Below are 18,422 nucleotides of genomic sequence, written 5' to 3'. Positions count from 1 at the left end.
TCTTGGTTATTTAATTGCACCTTTTGTTAATCCTTGTTGTAATTGCTTTTGCCCTACAAATAGTAAAATCAGTGTTGGAATGACAATAACCGTAACACCGGCCATTACGCTTCCCCAATCAGTTGCAACTTCTTGAGACTGAAGCTGCTTTACACCAATTTGAACTGTTCTTACTTTTTCATCAGTGGTCACTAAAAGTGGCCATAAGTACATATTCCATGTTGTTAAAAAACTATATACTCCAAGCGTAATAAAACTCGTTTTACAATACGGAATTACGACGCTAAATAAAAACCTTACATTTCCAATCCCTTCAATAAAGGCTGCTTCTTTCAGTTCATTCGGAAGCGTCATAAAATGTTGACGTAACAAGAAAATACCGAAAGCTGTTGCAAAAAACGGCACTGTCATCCCAGCAAAGCTATTGATCCAACCGAAGTTTTGAATCGTTAAAAAGTTCGGTACCATCGTTGCTTCCCACGGAATAAGCATCGTTGAAATAAACAGGAAGAAAATAAGGTTTCTTCCTTTAAACTGTAGAAAGACAAAAGCATAAGCCGCTAAGCTTGATACGATAAGTTGTCCAATCATAACGACTGTCGATACAACTAAACTGTTATACAAGTATGTCAAAAGCGGTACTTTTTGAAAAATATTAATAAAATTATCAAAAGTAAATTGGGTCGGAAATAGCCTTCTCATTTGAATATCATCTGGTGTCATAAAGCTTATTAAAAACGCATACAGTACAGGAAAAAACACCATTACTGCACTAATAATGAGCAGCATATATAATAGGAAATTTTGTTTCCACTGTTTAACGATCATTTATAATGCACCTTTCTCTCAGCAAACTTAAATTGAAGTAATGTAGTAATGAAAATGAAAACAAATAATATCATCGCTTGTGCACTTGCTGTTCCAAATTGATGATTCACAAACGCCTCTTTATAAATCGAGTACACAATTAAATTTGTTGCATCATTTGGTCCACCGTGCGTTAAAATATCAATTTGTCCAAAGCTTTGGAACGCACTAATTAACGTTACTGTCACGATAAAGAATAAAGTTGGTGATAGCATCGGTAATGTAACACGGCGAAGCTTATATAAATAGCTAGCGCCATCTATAGATGCACTCTCATATAAAGACGTATCAATATTTTGTAAACCACCTAATATAACTAAAAATGCAAATCCTGTATTCACCCAAACCGTTGTAACCGATACAGAGAACAATGCCCAATCTGGACTCGTTAACCATGCGATTGCAGGTAGATTCATAGAGGCTAATATATTATTAAATAACCCGACACTTGGATGAAATAAAAATAGCCAAATCACCGCACTAGCAGCTACTGATATTCCCATAGTGGAAGAAAATAACACACGGAATAACCCAATACCTCTTACTTTTCCATTTGCAATCAATGCAAGAAATAAAGCGAATATAATACTCGTAGGCACTGTATATACAACAAATAATAAAGTTGACTTTATGCTTTTGTAGAAAGCAGGATCAGAAAATAAGTATTGATAATTTTCTAAGCCAACGAAAAGATTAGCTTCTCCGTGTATATCTGTTAAATAAAAGCTATAGTAAATCGTCCTAAATAATGGATAAAAAAGAAAAATCGAAAATAGTAAAATAGATGGCGCCAAAAATAATAATCCTATTCTTAAATCTTTCGTTTTACTCCATAAACTCTTCTTTTTTGACACTTTTGCTTGTGCTGGTAACTTGCCTACCTCAATCATTATTTCGCCACCACTTTCAACTCTTCTTCAGCTACCACTTTTAATCGTTCATTCGTATTTTGGTGAAAGAAGCATAACTTATCTTGCGAGAATAATAATTTTACTTTGTCACCTTTGTTCAGGAGTAGCTGTCCAATGACTTTTGCACTCCAAGTTATTCCATTTACCGCGAAATTTAATATAGATTCGTTCCCTAATACTTCTACAGATTGTAACGTGAATTCTTGCCCTTCCTCAGACAGTTCAATATGTTCAGGACGCATGCCTATTCGAATTGTTCCTTCTGGTAATTGCTTTAACAGTCCATTAGATAATGGAATTTGCAATTCCCCTATATGTAATACACCTTTTTCTTTGTCCATTTCTCCATCATTTATATTCATCGAAGGAGACCCTATAAAGCTTGCAACAAATTCATTCGCTGGTTCGTTATATATATCAAGCGGTGTTCCAACTTGCTGTATGCTCCCTTTATTTAAGACCATGATACGATCTCCCATAGTCATCGCTTCTATTTGATCGTGAGTAACGTAAATCATTGTAATTCCTAACCGTTGCTGAATTTCTCTAATTTCAATCCTCATTTGCGCACGTAATTTCGCATCTAAATTCGAAAGTGGTTCATCCATTAAACAAATTGGTGCTTGACTCACGATCGCCCTAGCAAGCGCAACACGCTGTCTTTGTCCCCCTGATAATTGTCCTGGCTTCATTTTTACATACTCTTTCAGTCCTACCATTTCAATTGCTTCCATTAATCGCTTTTGTCGCTCTTCTTTTTGTACTTTTCTTACCTTAAGTCCGAATAAAATGTTTTCTTCTACAGATAAGTGTGGATATAGCGCATAATTTTGAAATACCATTGATAGATTACGGTCTTTCGGCTCTAAATCATTTGCAACATGTTCATTAATAATTAAATCCCCCGAAGAAATCTCTTCTAAGCCAGCAATCATTCGTAATAGTGTACTTTTCCCGCATCCTGAAGGTCCAACTAAAACAAAAAACTCGCCCTTTTTAATGTGAACCGATACACCTTTAACCGCTGTCTCTTCCGCATTTTTATACACCTTTGAAACATTTTTCAATTCAATCACAAGATTGCACTCCTTTTTTCTTCTTGTATCCATACTTCATAATGACTCGTTGAAATTGCACTTGCTCCTGCACGAATAGCAATTTCCGCATCTTCTCGTGTTTGAATCAGTCCGCCTGCAATAATAGGAAATTCTATTTCCTCTGCTAACCGCTTAATAATGGAAGGCATAATCCCAGGCATAATCTCTACCGCATTCGGTTTAGTCGTTTTACAATTCTCAATTGATTTTGTAAGAGATAAAGTATCAACAATAAAAATGCGTTGAATCGTTTTTAATCCAATTTTATTAGCATTTCGAATTGTCGAACCTTTTGTTGAAATAATACCCTGCGCCCCGATAACATCTTGAATATACAAAAGAGCTTCCTCTGTATTTGTATTTAAACCTTGTATAAAATCACAATGAAGAAATACATCATGTCCATGCTTCTGTAATTCATATACACGCTCTGGTAACTCCAGCATTGAACCAGTCATAAGAAAAACTGTTTTCGGTAATTTTTTGTATGTTTTGTACCCTTTCCAATATTTTATTATCGCAATATAAGGTTCTTTGAACATTTGTTCCACCTAGCTTTTCTATTTTTATCCAAACTAAAAACACCTACTTACATAGAACACCTTTCTCCTTATTTGAACTCTAGGAAATAGAGCACACCTAAGAAAGTGGCACGTTATATGTAAGCGGGTGTTCTCAAATGTTCTCTACCCTAGTTATTCTGTTACCTTTACTATATTACTCATTTATTAAGTCAGTTTTGATAGATTGTTAATTAGGTGTTAATCGAATGTTAATATTCACCATATTTTTTTAACAATAATCTAAATATACGAATGAACCCCAACAGCAAACAACTACTTTTAAAATTTAAGTGATATGCAAATTCATTCCATAGTTAATCAATTTTAGTTTTCTCGCAACTGCTTGTGAAGCATAATTATCCCAAGAAGTACTATAAAGTGGAATGCGTTTTTCTTCTTGTATTGATATCGCCCAGGCTGTAACAACATCAGTACCATATCCATTCCCTTGAAACTCCGCTAAAGTTTCCACACTCGCCTCAGCAGCTACAGGCGTACTCCTAGCACTGCAACATATAGAAACTACCTTTTCATTTTTTACAATTGCAAAGTAAGGTTGCCTCCATTCCATCTGTTCTATTAGATTAGGAAAATTTTCTCGCAAAAGCTCTTTATTCTTCCCTGTTATCTGTATTGTTCTAGTTGGCTTATGTAAATTATTAGAGAACATGAAAGCAGGGCCCATCCAAATATTTTTCACTGTTCTTTCTTCATTTAATACATCAATGATCTTTGCTATCTCTATATGATTTGAAGGTTCTCGAATTAATTTCTCAATCTTACCTACCGTTCCATCATCCAGATCACAATGATATCTCGTTATACTCCCTTCACGAGTTCTGCCAAGAAAAAAGCGTGGTGCTTTCGGATTCCCTTGTTCATTTACATATTTCATTTTTCCTACTTGATTATGAACAAATAAAACCTCTACCTGAATTGCTATTAAATCAAGTTCTGAAAGCCTCATTTATATCCTCCTTAGTTACTCCATATACCATTCATAATCTATTTTTCATGCCCAAAACAAAAATCCCATTCAAATACACATTACTGAATCCATCATACTAAATGACTTCTTCATTCTGTCTATCTAAATGAGATTATTTCGTACTTTTTATTTCTTTATCTTGTTATTCCACTGGTTGTGGTTGTGGCTGTACGACTTCATTCGCTCCAGCTAACCTCAACATATTTGCAATATCTTTAAAACCTCTTTTTTCAGCATATTGCAGTGGCGTAATATTTTCCTTATTGGCCATATTTACATCTGCCCCGTGGTCAATAAGCATTTGAATTACTTTCTTATGATTTTCACTACCGTTTCCTAATACGATTGCTTCTACTAAAGCCGTTCCACCACGAGCATTTCTATAATTCACATCAATATCTGTATGCTCTAACAATTCTTTTACAACCTCTATATGGCCACGTTCAGATGCAGAAATGAGTGCTGTTCCACCTGATTTAGTAATTTCTTTCGTATTAACCCCTGCATTAATTAGTAGCTTTACAATGTCTGTATATCCTTCTCTACTTGCATAAAGAAATGGATTACTTTGTTTCTCATCTTTACTTTCAATATTAGCACCTGCACCAATTAATGCTTTAACTGTCTCTACATGATTTTGATACGTTGCTGCAAGGATAGGAGTTTCTCCGTTGTCACCTTCTACGTTTATATTAGCTCCATCTTGAATCAACTTCATAGCTGTTTCCGTGTCACCAAGAGTCGCAGAAAGTAGCAACTGTTTGTCCATTAAATTTATACTTTTTTCTTCTTTAGGTTCTTCCTGTTCTTTATGCTTTTCTTTTTTCTTTTCGTTTTTCACATGAACCGGTTTCGATTCTGGCTCCTCTTGCTTATCGCAAGCCACTACCGTCATTAAAAGTCCTAATAACATACATAATAAAATTTTTTGTTTTCTCACAACTACAGCTCCTATGAAAGATAATGTTTTCTTAACCATTCCTCCATCACATACAATAACTCTTCTTGAGTACATTTATCCATAAGCCCTTTATATTCCTTCTTTAATCGGATTATCTTAAAACCTATACTATGTTTCTCAACCTATTGGAATGATGTGCCTGATGGCCTCATCATTAACATTATGAAGCAATTAGTTTAGCACGATTTTACCGCATTTGTATACATTTCTAAAAAGTACATAAATAATTGCTTTAGGTTACTATATTCCATTGTAACCGTTCTTCTAAAAATTTTACACCTTTTCTATATTTGCACCTGAGTAATACTAAAAAAAGACAACTTATGTAGTTGTCTTTTTTTAGTATTAATGATGACCACCGTGATTTCCCTTTTTCGGGTTCCCCATCATCTCTTTATTCATTTCCCATTTATGCTCTGCTAGCTCTTTATATGAAAGAACTTTCCCTTTATAGTTAGACACAAAACTCTCTGCATCCTTTTTATTTTCAAATGAAATGACATTATAAGCCATCGGTGTCGTTATTGTTTTATCATATACGTAAGTCGCATCTTCTAATGAAATCCACTCTTTCGAATCATAATCTCGAACAAATTTTTCTTTCGTCTTTTCTCCTGGATTAATCTCCATCCATTTATACATACAACCGATATCATCAAACTTTAACGCTTTTCCATTTTCTAAAATGACTTCTGTTGCAAATTGATTATCCATTACCCCAATTTGGCAAATATCACACTTATCATGTTTCTCATCAATTGCTACAGCCTCTACTTGTTTCTTACCACATCCTACTATTGTAAAGACAAAGAATAAGCATATAGCAAGTGTCACATACTTTGTTCTCATTTTACTTCCTCCCTAACCGTATCTTCCACAAGGAGCATATCAAAAAGTTGTGTGAGATTTGTGAAAAAATAATGTACTTTTTGTAATATAAAGACCAAAAAAGATGTGTAGCCATTTCTACACATCTCTCATCATTCACAACCTGTAATTAATAAATCATCTTCTAACTTAACTAATAATGTATCTGTATTAATTTGCTGCCCAGCAACTACATTTACTAATCTTATATTTCCACTAATACCAACCGCAACTTTTTCAAGCTCACCGTTATTTTTTCGAATCATCATTAAATTTTCCCACTCATATACGTAAGAAGATTCATTAACAAAAATCTCTTCTACTTTTCCTTCATAAGAACTATAAATCTTTTCAATTCTCGTTTTCATATAAAATCTACTCCCTATTTCACACTTCAATATTTTCATCTTATTCTACCATTCTTACGGAGAGCAGCTTACTTTTTAAAAATTCAAATTAACTACCGTGAACAAAATGACCAAAATAAAAATTATGCTTCTAATGATGTTATTTTTCAAATTATTTACCATTTGAATGAATACTTTTATGATAAATAAAAAACACTTTTTCTGAATTTTCATTACATTTTGAAAGCGCAATCATTTTTGAGGGGGAGATTACATGTTAGCACTACTTGGATTTGCGATGGTATGTGTCTTTATGTTTTTAATTATGACGAAACGTATGTCAGCACTAGTAGCATTAATATTAATTCCAATTACTTTCGCATTAATCGGCGGTTTTTATGCAGATATGGGACCTATGATGTTAGAAGGAATTCAAAAACTAGCACCTACTGGTATTATGCTTATGTTTGCTATTTTGTATTTTGGAATTATGATTGATAGCGGTTTATTCGATCCCGTCATTAGTAGGATTTTGAAATTTGTAAAAGGAGATCCTTTAAAAATAGTTGTTGGTACAGCGATTCTTACGATTATCGTTTCATTAGATGGGGATGGAACAACAACGTATATGATTACTGTTTCCGCAATGTACCCACTATATAAACGCCTTGGAATGAATCCACTTATATTAGCTGGGGTTGTTATGTTAGGAGCAGGAGTGACAAATCTTACACCTTGGGGCGGACCGACAGCTCGGGTTATGAGTGCTCTTGGACTAGACGCATCAGAGCTCTTTACACCACTTATACCAGGGATGATCGCTGGTGCAATTTGGGTCGTTTTCGTTGCTTACTATCTTGGCAAAAAAGAAAGAAAACGATTAGGAATTATGGATGTACAATATTTAAAACAAATGCAAACGATGGATGAGCAAGCTGCCACAGTAGAAGCTGCCGTTCATAAACGCCCTAAACTTCTATGGATTAACTTTTTATTAACTGTTACCTTACTTGTCTGTCTCATACTAGAAGTTATGCCGTTACCTGTTTTATTTACAATCGCTTTCGCCATTGCTGTTATGCTTAACTATCCGAACTTAGAACAACAGAAAGAACGTATTGCTTCTCACGCTGGAAACGTATTAGCGGTTGTTTCTCTCGTATTCGCCGCTGGAATTTTCACTGGTATTTTATCAGGAACAAAAATGGTAGATGCAATGGCTCAAAGTGTAGTTACTCTTATACCTGACGCTCTTGGACCACAACTACCGATTATTACAGCTCTTCTTAGTATGCCGTTCACATTTTTCATGTCCAATGATGCATTTTACTTCGGGGTACTACCTATTTTAACGAAAGCTGCCGCTGCTTACGGAATTAGTGCAGCTGAAATGGGACGCGCTTCATTACTCGGGCAACCTGTTCACTTATTAAGTCCTCTTGTCGCCTCCACGTATTTATTAGTCGGAATGGCCAAAGTTGATTTTGGTGAACATCAACGCTTTACGTTACTTTGGGCTGTTGGAACGACAATGGTGATGTTAATTACGGGAATTGTAATCGGAATTATTCCGATATAAGACGTGAAAAAACAGTAGAAGAAATGTAATTCTCTACTGTTTTTTTGTTATGAAGAAACAAGAAAATACCTTCTTTCTGGTCTCCCTACACTCCCATATATAAGCTCCGCATGAACTTTCTTTCCAGATATTAAATACTCTAAATAGCGCCTCGCTGTTGATCGGCTTACCCCAACCATTGAGCTTAACACTTCTGCCGTAATACCTTCTTCATCAACTGTTAACATATGCTTTTTTATTTTTGCTAAAGTTAAAGGATCTATCCCTTTCGGGGCATATTCTATTTCATTTCCCTTTACGCCTCTTTGAGACCATAAATGTTCAATTTGCTCTATAGATAATTGATTAGTTTTCTTTAACTGCAAAATCTTTTTTTGGTAACTTTCCAAACTCGCCCTAAATCGATCAAACATAAGTGGCTTTACGATATAATCTGTTACTCCGCCTCGTAGAGCGTGCCTCACTACATCTGTTTCCGATGCAGCTGTAATCATAATAATATCTGTATCATGCAAATTATGCCTAATATATGTGACAAGTTCCGTTCCTTGCATATCAGGTAAGTACACGTCTAATAAAACGAGCTGTGGCTTCACAAGCTCTAGCCATTCTTTCGCTTGTTCTCCAGTCGTTGCTGTTCCAATTACTTTAAATCCCTCAATCTTTTCAGTAAAACGACGATGAATGTCCGCAATTCGAATATCATCTTCTACAATCAATACTTCAATCTCCTCACCCATTACAATTCGCCTCTCTCTTTTGGTAATGCAATAATAAATAATGCACCACCTAAATCCCCTTTTTCGATTGCAATACTTCCATTTAACTCTTCTACTAACTCTTTCACTTTTGCTAATCCATATCCTCGTTTCCCGCCTTCTTTCGTCGAGAAGCCTTTATAAAATATGCTAGTAATGACTTCATCATGAATCCCTTGTCCTGAATCTTCCACTTCAATTACTATCTCTTCTCCAATATCAGTTACAAACATCCTTACCTTCTTATCATTCTCTTCATTTCTTTCAATTGCTTCAAATGCATTTGTAATTAAATTTCCTAAAATAGAAACGACGTAATTACTCTCAATGTGCGGGCTTAATTTATCTAAGCTACTTTCTCGATCTAGCATAAAATCAATCTTTAACTCTCGTGCTCTATTATAGAATCCAATTAAAATTCCACCTAACCATGGATTTTGAATTCGCTTCATAATAAATTGAACAAAATCTTGATATACCGCTGTTTCCTTATGAATAAGCTCTAAAGCATCTTCATATGATTCTAACTGGATAAGACCTGAAAGCGTATACAACAAATTATTATATTCATGCGTTTGCGCTCGTAATGCCTCTGTATATTGCTTCGTCTGAGATAACTCTGCCGTTAACTGATCCATTTCAGATTTCAAACGTAAACTCGATACAACGCCAGTTACTTTATTCTTTACTTTAATAGGTAGACGGTTCGCAATAACAGCCTGCCCTTTTATATTTAATTGACGATCAAACTGTTCTTCACCAGTTTGAAGTACATCTAGTATCGTTGAATTAGGAATTACATTTAAAATAAATTCTCCAATAATATTACGCTGTTCATCTAACGAAAGAATATCATAAGCCGCTTGATTGACTAAACTAATCATGCCATTGTGATCAATGACAATAATCCCTTCACGTACAGATTGAATCACTGTACTATGCTCTTCATATAAAGATGAAATTTCTTCTGGCTCCATCCCAAACATCATTCTTTTTATACTTCCGGCTAAATATATAGAACCAATTATCCCGATTAAAAGACCTATTACTGTAATCCAAAATACACGCTTTCCATATACTTCTACCGCTCCATGAATATCATTCATTGAAAATCCAACAGACACCACGCCAATAATTTCATTTTCCTGATTACGGATTGGAACTTTGCCACGTAATGAAGGGCCTAATGATCCAGTTGCTTTCGAAACATAAGACTTCCCTTCTAATAGAACGCCTTTATTATCTCCACCAACCATTGCTTCTCCTATTTTATCTCGCTCAGGATGCGCATACCGAATCCCCTCTTTATTTCCAACTACAATAAAGTCAGCATCTGTATCAATTCGAATTTTTTCTGCAATTGGCTGAATAATAGAAGCTGGGTTTTCTTTTTGAAAAGCTTCCTGGATTTCAGGTATAGCGGCAACTGTTTTCGCAACATGCAAAGCCCGTTTCCCAATTTGCTCTTCTACCGTTTCAGACAATATGTAATAAAATAAATAACTTGTTAATAGAAGTACGACTAGAATAAGTGTACTAATTGTTATTGTAATTCTCGGTTGCAGTTTTAACTTTTTAAATTTCAAAACCATTCCCCTAACATAATTAAAGATAGAATTTAACGAATTTACAGTCTTTTATAATTACACCTAATCATAACACGGTTACTCTATATTTCTTTATTTTTATCTTCACAAAAAAAAGAAACGAGATACAATTACTACCTCGTTTCTTAACATTTTTTATTACACTTTAAATTTCCCAATCATCTCTTGTAATTCTTCTGCCATTTGCGATAAATGAACTGCTGCTGCATTGATTTCATCTACTGAAGCTAATTGTTCCTCTGAAGAACCAGCAATATTTTGAACGCTTGCTGCATTTTCTTCAATCGTAGCTGCAATTTCATTAATAGATGCACTAACTTGTTTTGCATCTACTGTCATTTGTTTCGCTACTTCTACCATACTATCAATTTGTACAACTGTATCATCTGTAGACTTCAATATTTCAGTAAAGCTTTGCTTCGTTTCATTTGCAACTACAAGTCCTGATTGTACTTCTGTTCCAACTTGCTTCATAGAGCTTACTGTTTCTTTTATGTCAAATTGTATCTCTTTTACTAATTTTCCAATTTCCGTAGAAGACTGTCCTGATTGTTCTGCTAACTTTCGCACTTCATCTGCTACAATTGCAAATCCTCTTCCTTGTTCTCCAGCTCTCGCAGCCTCAATTGCAGCATTTAATGCTAATAAATTTGTCTGCTCTGCAATATGTTGAATTACCTCAAGGATTGCTCCAATTTGCTTCGATTTATCATCTAACAACACAATCACTTTATCTGATTGTGAAACAGACTCATGGATTAATTGCATTTGATTCACCGTTTGTTCAACTAACTTCCCACCATCTTCAGCCTTTTTCTTCGTATACATAGATGCTGTGGATACTAATGAAGAACTGTCTGCCACACGTTGAATTCCTTCTGTAACTTCTTCTAATAATGTCGCGCCTTCTTCGACTTCTTTCGTTTGTATTTCCGCTCCACTCGACACTTGCTCTATCGCTTGTGTAATTTGTTCCGTCGCTTCACTCGTCTGCTTCATACTAGCTGTTAATTCTTCTGAAGATGCCGCTACATGACCTGCTGAAGTATTTATATTGGAAATGACATTCTGTAATGATGCTGCCATCTCGTTAAAGCTTTCTCCTAGCTGTCCAATTTCATCTTTAGAATGAACTGCAATAGATTCTGTTAAATCGCCTTCACTAATCTTTTTCGATGATATAACAAGTTGTTTTAACGGATTAATAATAGAAGCAATTATGAAGTAAATTAAAATCCCGCCAATTATTAATGAAATACCAATAACAGTTATCGTTTTATAGAAAATAGGTTCAGCTGCTTCAATAATTTCTTTTGAAGGCATAATTCCTGCTATTTTCCATCCAGTTTTCTTATTCGTTTTAAAAGTAATATTACGGTCTTCACCCTCTAATGAATAATGAAAATCACCAGATTCCTGTTTATAAAATTCCTTACTAAGTTTCTCTTCTAATTTCTCTCCCGGCTTCATTTTCGGGTGTGCTACTACATTTTTATCTTGATCAAATATTGCTACATACCCTTCCTTACCGATATTAACCATCTTGGAAGTAGTAACAATATCATTAATTATTAAGTCAATCCCAAGAACGCCACTTTTATCCTCATTTTGTTTCGCTAGTGTAATAACAATATTCCCTGTCGTTTGTGACTTATATGGAGCAGTTACAATTACCTCTCCGCTTTTCTTCACTGCCTCTTTATACCAATCTCTTTCTGTAGGATTATATCCGTCTGGCATCTGAATAGCTGGTGATTGAATAAACTGTCCATTACTAGATCCTGTATAGATTGCTTCCATTTCTGGATGTAATTTGTTGTATTCTTCTAGTTTATTTTGGATGTTTTGAATTTGGTCTGCTTGGTAACTTGAGTGTGTGAATAATTTCGTAAAATAAGTTGCATCTACTTTTTTACTATCTAATTCCTTGTTAATTACATTATCCAAAATTTTTATATTATCTTTCGCCGAGTTTACAATCGTTTCATTAAAATTCGTCTTGGCCTGCTGATAAGACGTCCAACCAATTACAATACTTGGAAGAATTAAAATCATAACAAATGATACAAGTAACTTTGCTTTTAAACTACTACTCCTTAATTTCCCTTGAAACATATTTCTACCCCTCCATACCGTTTTAAATGTAATTGTTTTACATTTAATTTCTTTATATAAATCATACGATTCAAATGTATCAATGCGACTCTCTATCTCTTTCTCTATTGAAGAGTTGATACATACCTTTTTCATTCTATATAAATTAAATAATTAAAACAATATATAAAAATGTATATTATTCGAAATATTATAATTCACTGAAGAACCTCTAGTATCTCACTTACTAGAGGTTCCTCCCGCTTTACTATTCTTTATCTTTTTCTACTTCTTTTTTCGCATCTTCTACTACAGATACAACAGGTTTATCGTTTGATAATTGTTGTACTGCTCCTTTTCCAGCAAATCCTTCTAATAACTCTTTTAAATCAATGCCAGAAGAAGCTTTTAATGTTTCTTGCATCGTTGCCATTAAATCAGTCGCATAACCTGCAACTTTTCCGGCGCCGCTATTTTTACCACCACCGCCTGTATCGACAACTGTAATTTTATCAATGTTGCTAAGCGGGCTTGCAATTTCCTTCGCATAACTTGGAAGCATGTTAAGAACCATATCCATAATTGCCGCTTGACCATATAACTCAAATGCCTCTGCAATTTTTTGTTTCGCTTCCGCTTCTGCTAAACCTTTTAATCTGATAACATCTGCTTCCGCTGTACCTTGTGCTTTTTGTACTTCTGCTTTTGCTTGACCTTGCGCTTTTTCGATTTCCGCCTTCGCTAAACCTTCTACACGAACTTCTTCTGCACGTGCTCTTGCTTCCGCTTCAATTTTATATTGATCTGCATCTGCTTTTTTCATTTGTTTTACTTTTTCCGCTTCTGCTGATTGTTCAACAGCATAGCGATCTGCATCTGCCTTTTTCTTTACTTCTGCATCATATTGCTTTTCACGACGCGCAATCTCTTTTTCTTCTAATTCAATTTGCTTTTCACGCTCAATGATTTTAACGCGCATTTGCTCTTCTGTAACACCTTGTTGCGCTTTTGCTTGTTGTAATTCATAGGAAAGATCTGCATCTGCGCGAGCTTGTTCTTGGTCTCTCTTATAAGATTGTACTTTTAACTCTTTATGTTTTTCAGCTTCAGCGATTTGTGCATCACGTTGATACTCAGCTTCTTTCGCTTCTTTCTCAGCACGAGCTTTTTCAATTCGTGCCTCTTTTTCACGCTCTGCATTTGCAACTGTTGCATCACGCTTAACCATCGCAATTTGTGGCTGACCAAGTGCATCTAAGTAACCGTTCTTATCCATGATTTCTTTAATTGTAAAGGAAACGATGCGAAGTCCCATCTTCTTTAAATCTGTAGAAGCTACTTCATGTACCTTTTGAGCGAATTGCTCTCTATTACTATAGGCATCTTCTACTGTCATAGAAGATAAAATAGCACGTAGATGACCTTCTAAAACTTCTTTTGCTTCTATTTTCAACTCTTCTGTTTCTTTTCCTAAATATTGTTCAGCTGCTGTAGAAACTTCTTCAATAGTAGATCCTACTTTAATAATAGAAACACCATTTACTGTAATCGGTACACCTTGTTTCGTATACGTATCACGTGTTCCCACTTCTAATTTGTAGTTTAATAGACTTAAAGGCTCTGCTCTTTGCATAATCGGAACTACGAAAGTACCGCCACCACGAATAATCTTAATCTTCTTTCCATCATCAGTGGTAACTACATTTTTCCCGCCACCAAGCCAGTTTCCAGTAACAATTAATGCTTCATCTGGTCCAACTGTTCGATACTTTGTAATGAATACTAAAATGAGTAGAATTAAAATTGCGAGTAATACTCCACCGATAATTAATGGAATCGTCATGTAAATTCCCCCTTATAATTTTGGTTTCTTTAAAGAATAAGCGATGTTCTGTACAAGTAAAACACCATCTTGGACTCCCTCGATAATAACTTCCGTTCCTTGTGAAATATCTTTCTTTCCAACTGTTTTAGCTAGGATTGCATTGTTTCCAAATTGGGAGGAAATTAATACTTCACCAAACCCTTCTGTAGGAATAGTCGTAATGACCTCTCCCTTACAACCAATGAATTCATCCATACGCTGCACAGTGTTTTGTTCTGCTTCTGCAATCGGCTTTAAAATTAATATTTTCATTATGAAGACACCAATAAAGGATATAGCAAATGCAGCCCCAAAAATAAGAATGCTATTAAAGGAAAATAAATATTCTCCTATATAACTAAGTCCACATAACATGGCGAAAAAACTAAGTAATAAAGTAACAACGGATACCGATCCGCCTCCAAAACTAAATATGGATTCAAATATATCTCCAAAAAAGATATAAATAACAGTAAGTATAGTAGCAATAATAAATCCGTATAAATAAATTGTTTCAAGTGGATAACCAAACAAAGCCATTTCTTATCCCCCTTTCTTAAACAATCCCTTTTTTGTTATGTGTATGCCCCACCTCTTTCAAAGATTATAGTTCTTAATTTTCAGTTATTTACCCTTTAAAGAAAAGCCTGTAAGACAGGCCCCTAAAAAAGAACAGGAGAAACCTATTGTGACAGGCTCCTCCTAGTAAATAACCGATATATTATATATCTATATAATATACTATTTTCCACAAAAAGTAAAGTTAAACATACATTGGAAAAGCGTTTATTTTAGTGATAATGAGTACGTTCCATCGCCATTATCATATTTATATACATACAAATAATACTTACCTGGTTTTGCATTAAATTTTGCCTCTATATGATTTCCATTAGCTTGACCGTAAGCGGCATAATTTTGCATATCTGATTCATGGTGAAGCACCCATGTCATCCCAATTCCATACTCATTTAAAACGGAAATATCGATATTTTTCGTTGATGCTACATTAAATGTATAAACATCGGTGTGATCTCCGCCGATAAGGCTACCTTTTATAGTAGTGTTTAGCCCAATACGATTCGCTTCCTCTGGACGATTATTTGGTTCTAATTCTGTTAAACTTCCATCTTTAATCGTAACAGTGGTTTCGTTTCTGCTCTCTTTACCTTTATCATCTTTTACTCTTAACGCTACTTTATAAATTCCTTCTCTTTCATATGCATGTATTGGATTAACTTCTGCACTTGTGCTGCCATCTCCAAATTCCCATAAATAAGAAACAATTTTTCCATCTTCATCATTTGAGCCATCACTTTTAAATTGAATTCCTTCTTTTACAAGCCCATTATAAGGTCCATTTATATTAACCGTTGGAGCTTTATTTTCTCCATCATCTTTTGCGATACCGTGGAAGACTACATCATATTCAAATTCATTTGAACTATTCACACGATAATTGACGAAGTATGCTGTAACAGTTTTGTAGCCACTCCATTCTTTTTGCGCCAGTTGTTCTAGTGCTTCATTTACTCGTTTACTCATTTCGTTCCAGTCTTCTGATTCACCTTTTGTTACACTACCTGTAAATGTGCCTTCTAATGTAAATGTATTAAAGAATTGGGAGCTATGTTTTGTCATTTTTGCCTCTTTCATCGGCAACGTATCACTAATTTCTTTCTCTACTGCTGTTAACGATTTTGGTGCATGTTCAGCTAAATAATCATCTGCTACTTCCGGTACATTATATTTATCTTGATTATCAATTAGCTGTTGCATATACTCTTGATACTCTTTATTTAGTTTAGAATCTTTACTTAAATTCTCACGATAGGCATCATAATTTTTCACGTCATTTGCACGAATTAAATCTTGAATTTTATCAAATGTTTCAAATTGATGTGTATATAAATAAGATTGCAATGCGAACGAGTAATTATAGAAATCCCAAGAACCATATTTAGCAAATAATGTGCGCTCTGCTGTATAACGGCTTGCAGGATCAGATGATAATCCACTAATGATGCTCTTTCTCGGTACTACATTATTTGTACGAGTAGATCCTGCGAAAAATTCTGCATTTCCTTCTTGGAACCAAGTTAATCTCTCATTTTGATACATATCTCCTCTTCCAAATAAACCTGGCACTTCAAATCTACCTTGAAGATAATGAGTAAACTCATGACGGAATAACTCTTCTAAACTATAAATACTTTGTTCTGGCGTACGCTCATATGTAAAGAATGTACCTGTTTCTTCTATATAAATGCCACCGTTGTTTGTTTCATATCCATACAGTTGTCTGTTTAACTGATATTCGTCTGGAGTATTATAGATTACTATCGTTAATACGTCGTCTGCATTACCTGGCTCTAATGCTTTGTCATTCCCAATTACACGATGATACTGTGCTTTTACTTCCTTTGCAGCCCAGTATAGTCTCTTAATTTTTTCTTCTGATACTTTATCTCCTGTTTTAAATACGATAGATCCATCGTCGAATGTATACGTTTTTGGTAAGTACTGTTCTTTTCCTTCTTTACGTATCGTCTCTAAATCTACCGTATTACCGCTATAATCTTTTCCGTTATAATTTGTTGTAATTTGTTCTACTGCAACAAAATACGGCTCACTTAAACGCGGATACATATGCATTGCTTGTGTAACAACCTCTAAACCTTTATTTGGATTACTATGAAACTTCCCTAAACGACTAGCAAAATAAATTCCATTATTAACGAGCCACTTATTTTCTGGTGTTACTTCATTTAAAAGAGCAATACGATTTATTTCACTAATAAATCCATCTATTTTCCCGTACCACATTGTATCTTTTGCCTCTTTACGAGTTTCAAATAAATAAGATTGCATATCATAATCAATACCTTGCATCATATCGTATACAGCTTGTCCTTTCATACGATCGTCTGCATAAGTATGAAGATTATCATTGTATTGTTTTAAAATATTCGATGCGTATTGAACCGTTTCCACATCACTTGAAGCATTACTAATTAATTTACCGTATGCAGATACGACTGCATCTTGCTCATATGTACCAAGCTTAAAGTTTGGATTGGTTGCAATTGCTTTTAAAGCAGGTAAACATTTATCCTGGAAGCTTCTCTCATTTAAATCGCTTAATTCATTATTGTAAAATGCGAGGTAAAAAGCTGAACGTAACACTTCCGTAAACGTTTGAATTCCTTTTGAATCATCTTTCGTAAATGTACTACCTCTATGAGCTAATTCATCTATAACTGCTTGCATTTTCCCTTTGTCTTTATAAAAGGCCTTTGCATCTTCATTGAACTGGAATAAGTCTGTAATTTGATTCCATTTAATACTTCCTATCGTTTCAACTAATTCTTGATTATTCATTTTGTTTAAATCAGCCATTGAATAGCTTTCTTTCATTTGCTTTACTTCTGAGCTCTTCATACTAGACGCTGGTCGCTGTGAAAAGTCTCCTACTTTTAAACGTTCTTGAAACGATAATGTTTCCTCTGCTTTAGAAACATGTCCAATCTCATCTACTGGTTTTTCTATTCCAACTGGTTTCGAATGCAATACATTATATGGTACCTTTTCTTCTGCTGATACATTCGTTTGAATTGCTCCTAATGATAGCGCCATTGTACTAATACTAAGCATCACTTTATTAATCTTTGATTTCTTGTTCATATCATTGCCCCCTATTTATATATTCCCTTGAAGAATTTAACATAAAATCTAGATAAAACAATATAAAATGCAATATTTCATATTATTTCTTCCTACAATTTGTATATATCGTGAACAAATCAACCTTTATCTCCCGCCAATAATCTGCTTTCTTCCATTTCTAATACACTTAGAAATGCCCAGCAATATCCTTCTCTCATAAAAAAAGACATCATCATATGCATGTTTCTAATGA

15 protein-coding genes and 1 pseudogene are annotated in these 18,422 nt (G+C 34.6%); 1 reads left to right on the top strand and 15 read right to left on the bottom strand.

What is annotated here, in order from left to right:
• Nucleotides 1-6 precede the first annotated feature (6 nt).
• The 8 genes from NHG49_RS03205 to NHG49_RS03170 all read right to left on the bottom strand — a co-directional run bounded on the left by NHG49_RS03205 (nt 7) and on the right by NHG49_RS03170 (nt 6,622).
• Nucleotides 7-828: a carbohydrate ABC transporter permease gene (locus tag NHG49_RS03205; RefSeq protein ID WP_064477144.1), complete on the bottom strand. Its 822-nt coding sequence runs from the start codon at nt 826-828 to the stop codon at nt 7-9.
• Nucleotides 825-1,757, bottom strand: a complete 933-nt coding sequence (locus tag NHG49_RS03200; RefSeq protein ID WP_064477145.1) for a carbohydrate ABC transporter permease — start codon at nt 1,755-1,757, stop codon at nt 825-827. The genes NHG49_RS03205 and NHG49_RS03200 overlap by 4 nt, the downstream gene beginning before the upstream one ends.
• The gene (locus NHG49_RS03195) at nt 1,757-2,854 is read right to left on the bottom strand and encodes an ABC transporter ATP-binding protein (protein WP_064477146.1); all 1,098 of its coding nucleotides are present in this window, start codon (nt 2,852-2,854) and stop codon (nt 1,757-1,759) included. The genes NHG49_RS03200 and NHG49_RS03195 overlap by 1 nt, the downstream gene beginning before the upstream one ends.
• Nucleotides 2,851-3,417, bottom strand: coding sequence for a glycerol-3-phosphate responsive antiterminator (locus NHG49_RS03190; protein WP_258125550.1), 567 nt, complete (start codon nt 3,415-3,417; stop codon nt 2,851-2,853). The genes NHG49_RS03195 and NHG49_RS03190 overlap by 4 nt, the downstream gene beginning before the upstream one ends.
• Nucleotides 3,418-3,724: 307 nt before the next feature.
• Entirely contained in the window at nt 3,725-4,405 is a 681-nt protein-coding gene (locus NHG49_RS03185; protein WP_064477148.1) for a GNAT family N-acetyltransferase, read from the bottom strand.
• Between the two features lie 163 nt (nt 4,406-4,568).
• On the bottom strand, nt 4,569-5,441 hold the full coding sequence (locus NHG49_RS03180) for an ankyrin repeat domain-containing protein (protein ID WP_000287346.1): 873 nt from the start codon (nt 5,439-5,441) through the stop codon (nt 4,569-4,571).
• Between the two features lie 291 nt (nt 5,442-5,732).
• On the bottom strand, nt 5,733-6,236 hold the full coding sequence (locus NHG49_RS03175; RefSeq protein WP_064477149.1) for a nitrous oxide reductase accessory protein NosL: 504 nt from the start codon (nt 6,234-6,236) through the stop codon (nt 5,733-5,735).
• Nucleotides 6,237-6,367: 131 nt separating this feature from the next.
• On the bottom strand, nt 6,368-6,622 hold the full coding sequence (locus NHG49_RS03170) for a hypothetical protein (RefSeq protein ID WP_064477150.1): 255 nt from the start codon (nt 6,620-6,622) through the stop codon (nt 6,368-6,370).
• A gap of 253 nt (nt 6,623-6,875) precedes the next feature.
• On the opposite strand from NHG49_RS03170, the gene NHG49_RS03165 reads away from it, so the two are divergent.
• The gene (locus NHG49_RS03165; RefSeq protein WP_064477151.1) at nt 6,876-8,180 is read left to right on the top strand and encodes a CitMHS family transporter; all 1,305 of its coding nucleotides are present in this window, start codon (nt 6,876-6,878) and stop codon (nt 8,178-8,180) included.
• A 47-nt stretch (nt 8,181-8,227) separates the two neighbouring features.
• Here NHG49_RS03165 and NHG49_RS03160 read toward each other — a convergent pair whose 3' ends face one another.
• The 7 genes and pseudogenes from NHG49_RS03160 to colA form a co-directional block, all read right to left on the bottom strand.
• On the bottom strand, nt 8,228-8,920 hold the full coding sequence (locus NHG49_RS03160) for a response regulator (RefSeq protein WP_048562839.1): 693 nt from the start codon (nt 8,918-8,920) through the stop codon (nt 8,228-8,230).
• Nucleotides 8,920-10,530, bottom strand: a complete 1,611-nt coding sequence (locus tag NHG49_RS03155) for an ATP-binding protein (protein WP_078183459.1) — start codon at nt 10,528-10,530, stop codon at nt 8,920-8,922. Before NHG49_RS03155 ends, NHG49_RS03160 begins: the two co-directional genes overlap by 1 nt.
• 153 nt (nt 10,531-10,683) lie before the next feature.
• Nucleotides 10,684-11,544, bottom strand: a complete 861-nt coding sequence (locus NHG49_RS31640) for a methyl-accepting chemotaxis protein (RefSeq protein WP_392388213.1) — start codon at nt 11,542-11,544, stop codon at nt 10,684-10,686.
• Between the two features lie 81 nt (nt 11,545-11,625).
• A pseudogene (locus tag NHG49_RS31635) lies at nt 11,626-12,600 on the bottom strand (HAMP domain-containing protein); the annotation flags it as partial.
• 307 nt (nt 12,601-12,907) lie between these two features.
• Nucleotides 12,908-14,482: a flotillin lipid rafts scaffold protein FloT gene (locus NHG49_RS03145; RefSeq protein ID WP_064477154.1), complete on the bottom strand. Its 1,575-nt coding sequence runs from the start codon at nt 14,480-14,482 to the stop codon at nt 12,908-12,910.
• A gap of 12 nt (nt 14,483-14,494) precedes the next feature.
• Nucleotides 14,495-15,043: an NfeD family protein gene (locus NHG49_RS03140; protein WP_001173143.1), complete on the bottom strand. Its 549-nt coding sequence runs from the start codon at nt 15,041-15,043 to the stop codon at nt 14,495-14,497.
• 246 nt (nt 15,044-15,289) lie between these two features.
• A complete protein-coding gene (gene colA / locus NHG49_RS03135) occupies nt 15,290-18,187 on the bottom strand; it encodes a collagenase ColA (RefSeq protein ID WP_078183458.1) in 2,898 nt (965 codons plus the stop codon).
• Nucleotides 18,188-18,422: the final 235 nt, after the last annotated feature.

The sequence above is a fragment of the Bacillus sp. IBL03825 genome (assembly GCF_024712505.1).
In the GTDB taxonomy this organism is placed as follows: Bacteria; Bacillota; Bacilli; order Bacillales; family Bacillaceae_G; genus Bacillus_A; species Bacillus_A wiedmannii.
Note: the sequence above shows the minus strand (reverse complement) of the source record. Positions and strands in the feature narration are given on the sequence as shown.

Excerpts from the sequence above, each read along its gene's own strand:
- NHG49_RS03205 (WP_064477144.1), bottom strand. The coding sequence starts at position 828 with ATGATCGTTAAACAGTGGAAACAAAATTTCCTATTATATATGCTGCTC.
- NHG49_RS03200 (WP_064477145.1), bottom strand. The coding sequence starts at position 1,757 with ATGATTGAGGTAGGCAAGTTACCAGCACAAGCAAAAGTGTCAAAAAAG.
- NHG49_RS03190 (WP_258125550.1), bottom strand. The coding sequence starts at position 3,417 with ATGTTCAAAGAACCTTATATTGCGATAATAAAATATTGGAAAGGGTAC.
- NHG49_RS03185 (WP_064477148.1), bottom strand. The coding sequence starts at position 4,405 with ATGAGGCTTTCAGAACTTGATTTAATAGCAATTCAGGTAGAGGTTTTA.
- NHG49_RS03180 (WP_000287346.1), bottom strand. The coding sequence starts at position 5,441 with ATGTACTCAAGAAGAGTTATTGTATGTGATGGAGGAATGGTTAAGAAA.
- NHG49_RS03175 (WP_064477149.1), bottom strand. The coding sequence starts at position 6,236 with ATGAGAACAAAGTATGTGACACTTGCTATATGCTTATTCTTTGTCTTT.
- NHG49_RS03170 (WP_064477150.1), bottom strand. The coding sequence starts at position 6,622 with ATGAAAACGAGAATTGAAAAGATTTATAGTTCTTATGAAGGAAAAGTA.
- NHG49_RS03165 (WP_064477151.1), top strand. The coding sequence starts at position 6,876 with ATGTTAGCACTACTTGGATTTGCGATGGTATGTGTCTTTATGTTTTTA.
- NHG49_RS03160 (WP_048562839.1), bottom strand. The coding sequence starts at position 8,920 with ATGGGTGAGGAGATTGAAGTATTGATTGTAGAAGATGATATTCGAATT.
- NHG49_RS03155 (WP_078183459.1), bottom strand. The coding sequence starts at position 10,530 with ATGGTTTTGAAATTTAAAAAGTTAAAACTGCAACCGAGAATTACAATA.
- NHG49_RS31640 (WP_392388213.1), bottom strand. The coding sequence starts at position 11,544 with ATGAAGCAGACGAGTGAAGCGACGGAACAAATTACACAAGCGATAGAG.
- NHG49_RS03145 (WP_064477154.1), bottom strand. The coding sequence starts at position 14,482 with ATGACGATTCCATTAATTATCGGTGGAGTATTACTCGCAATTTTAATT.
- NHG49_RS03140 (WP_001173143.1), bottom strand. The coding sequence starts at position 15,043 with ATGGCTTTGTTTGGTTATCCACTTGAAACAATTTATTTATACGGATTT.
- colA (WP_078183458.1), bottom strand. The coding sequence starts at position 18,187 with ATGAACAAGAAATCAAAGATTAATAAAGTGATGCTTAGTATTAGTACA.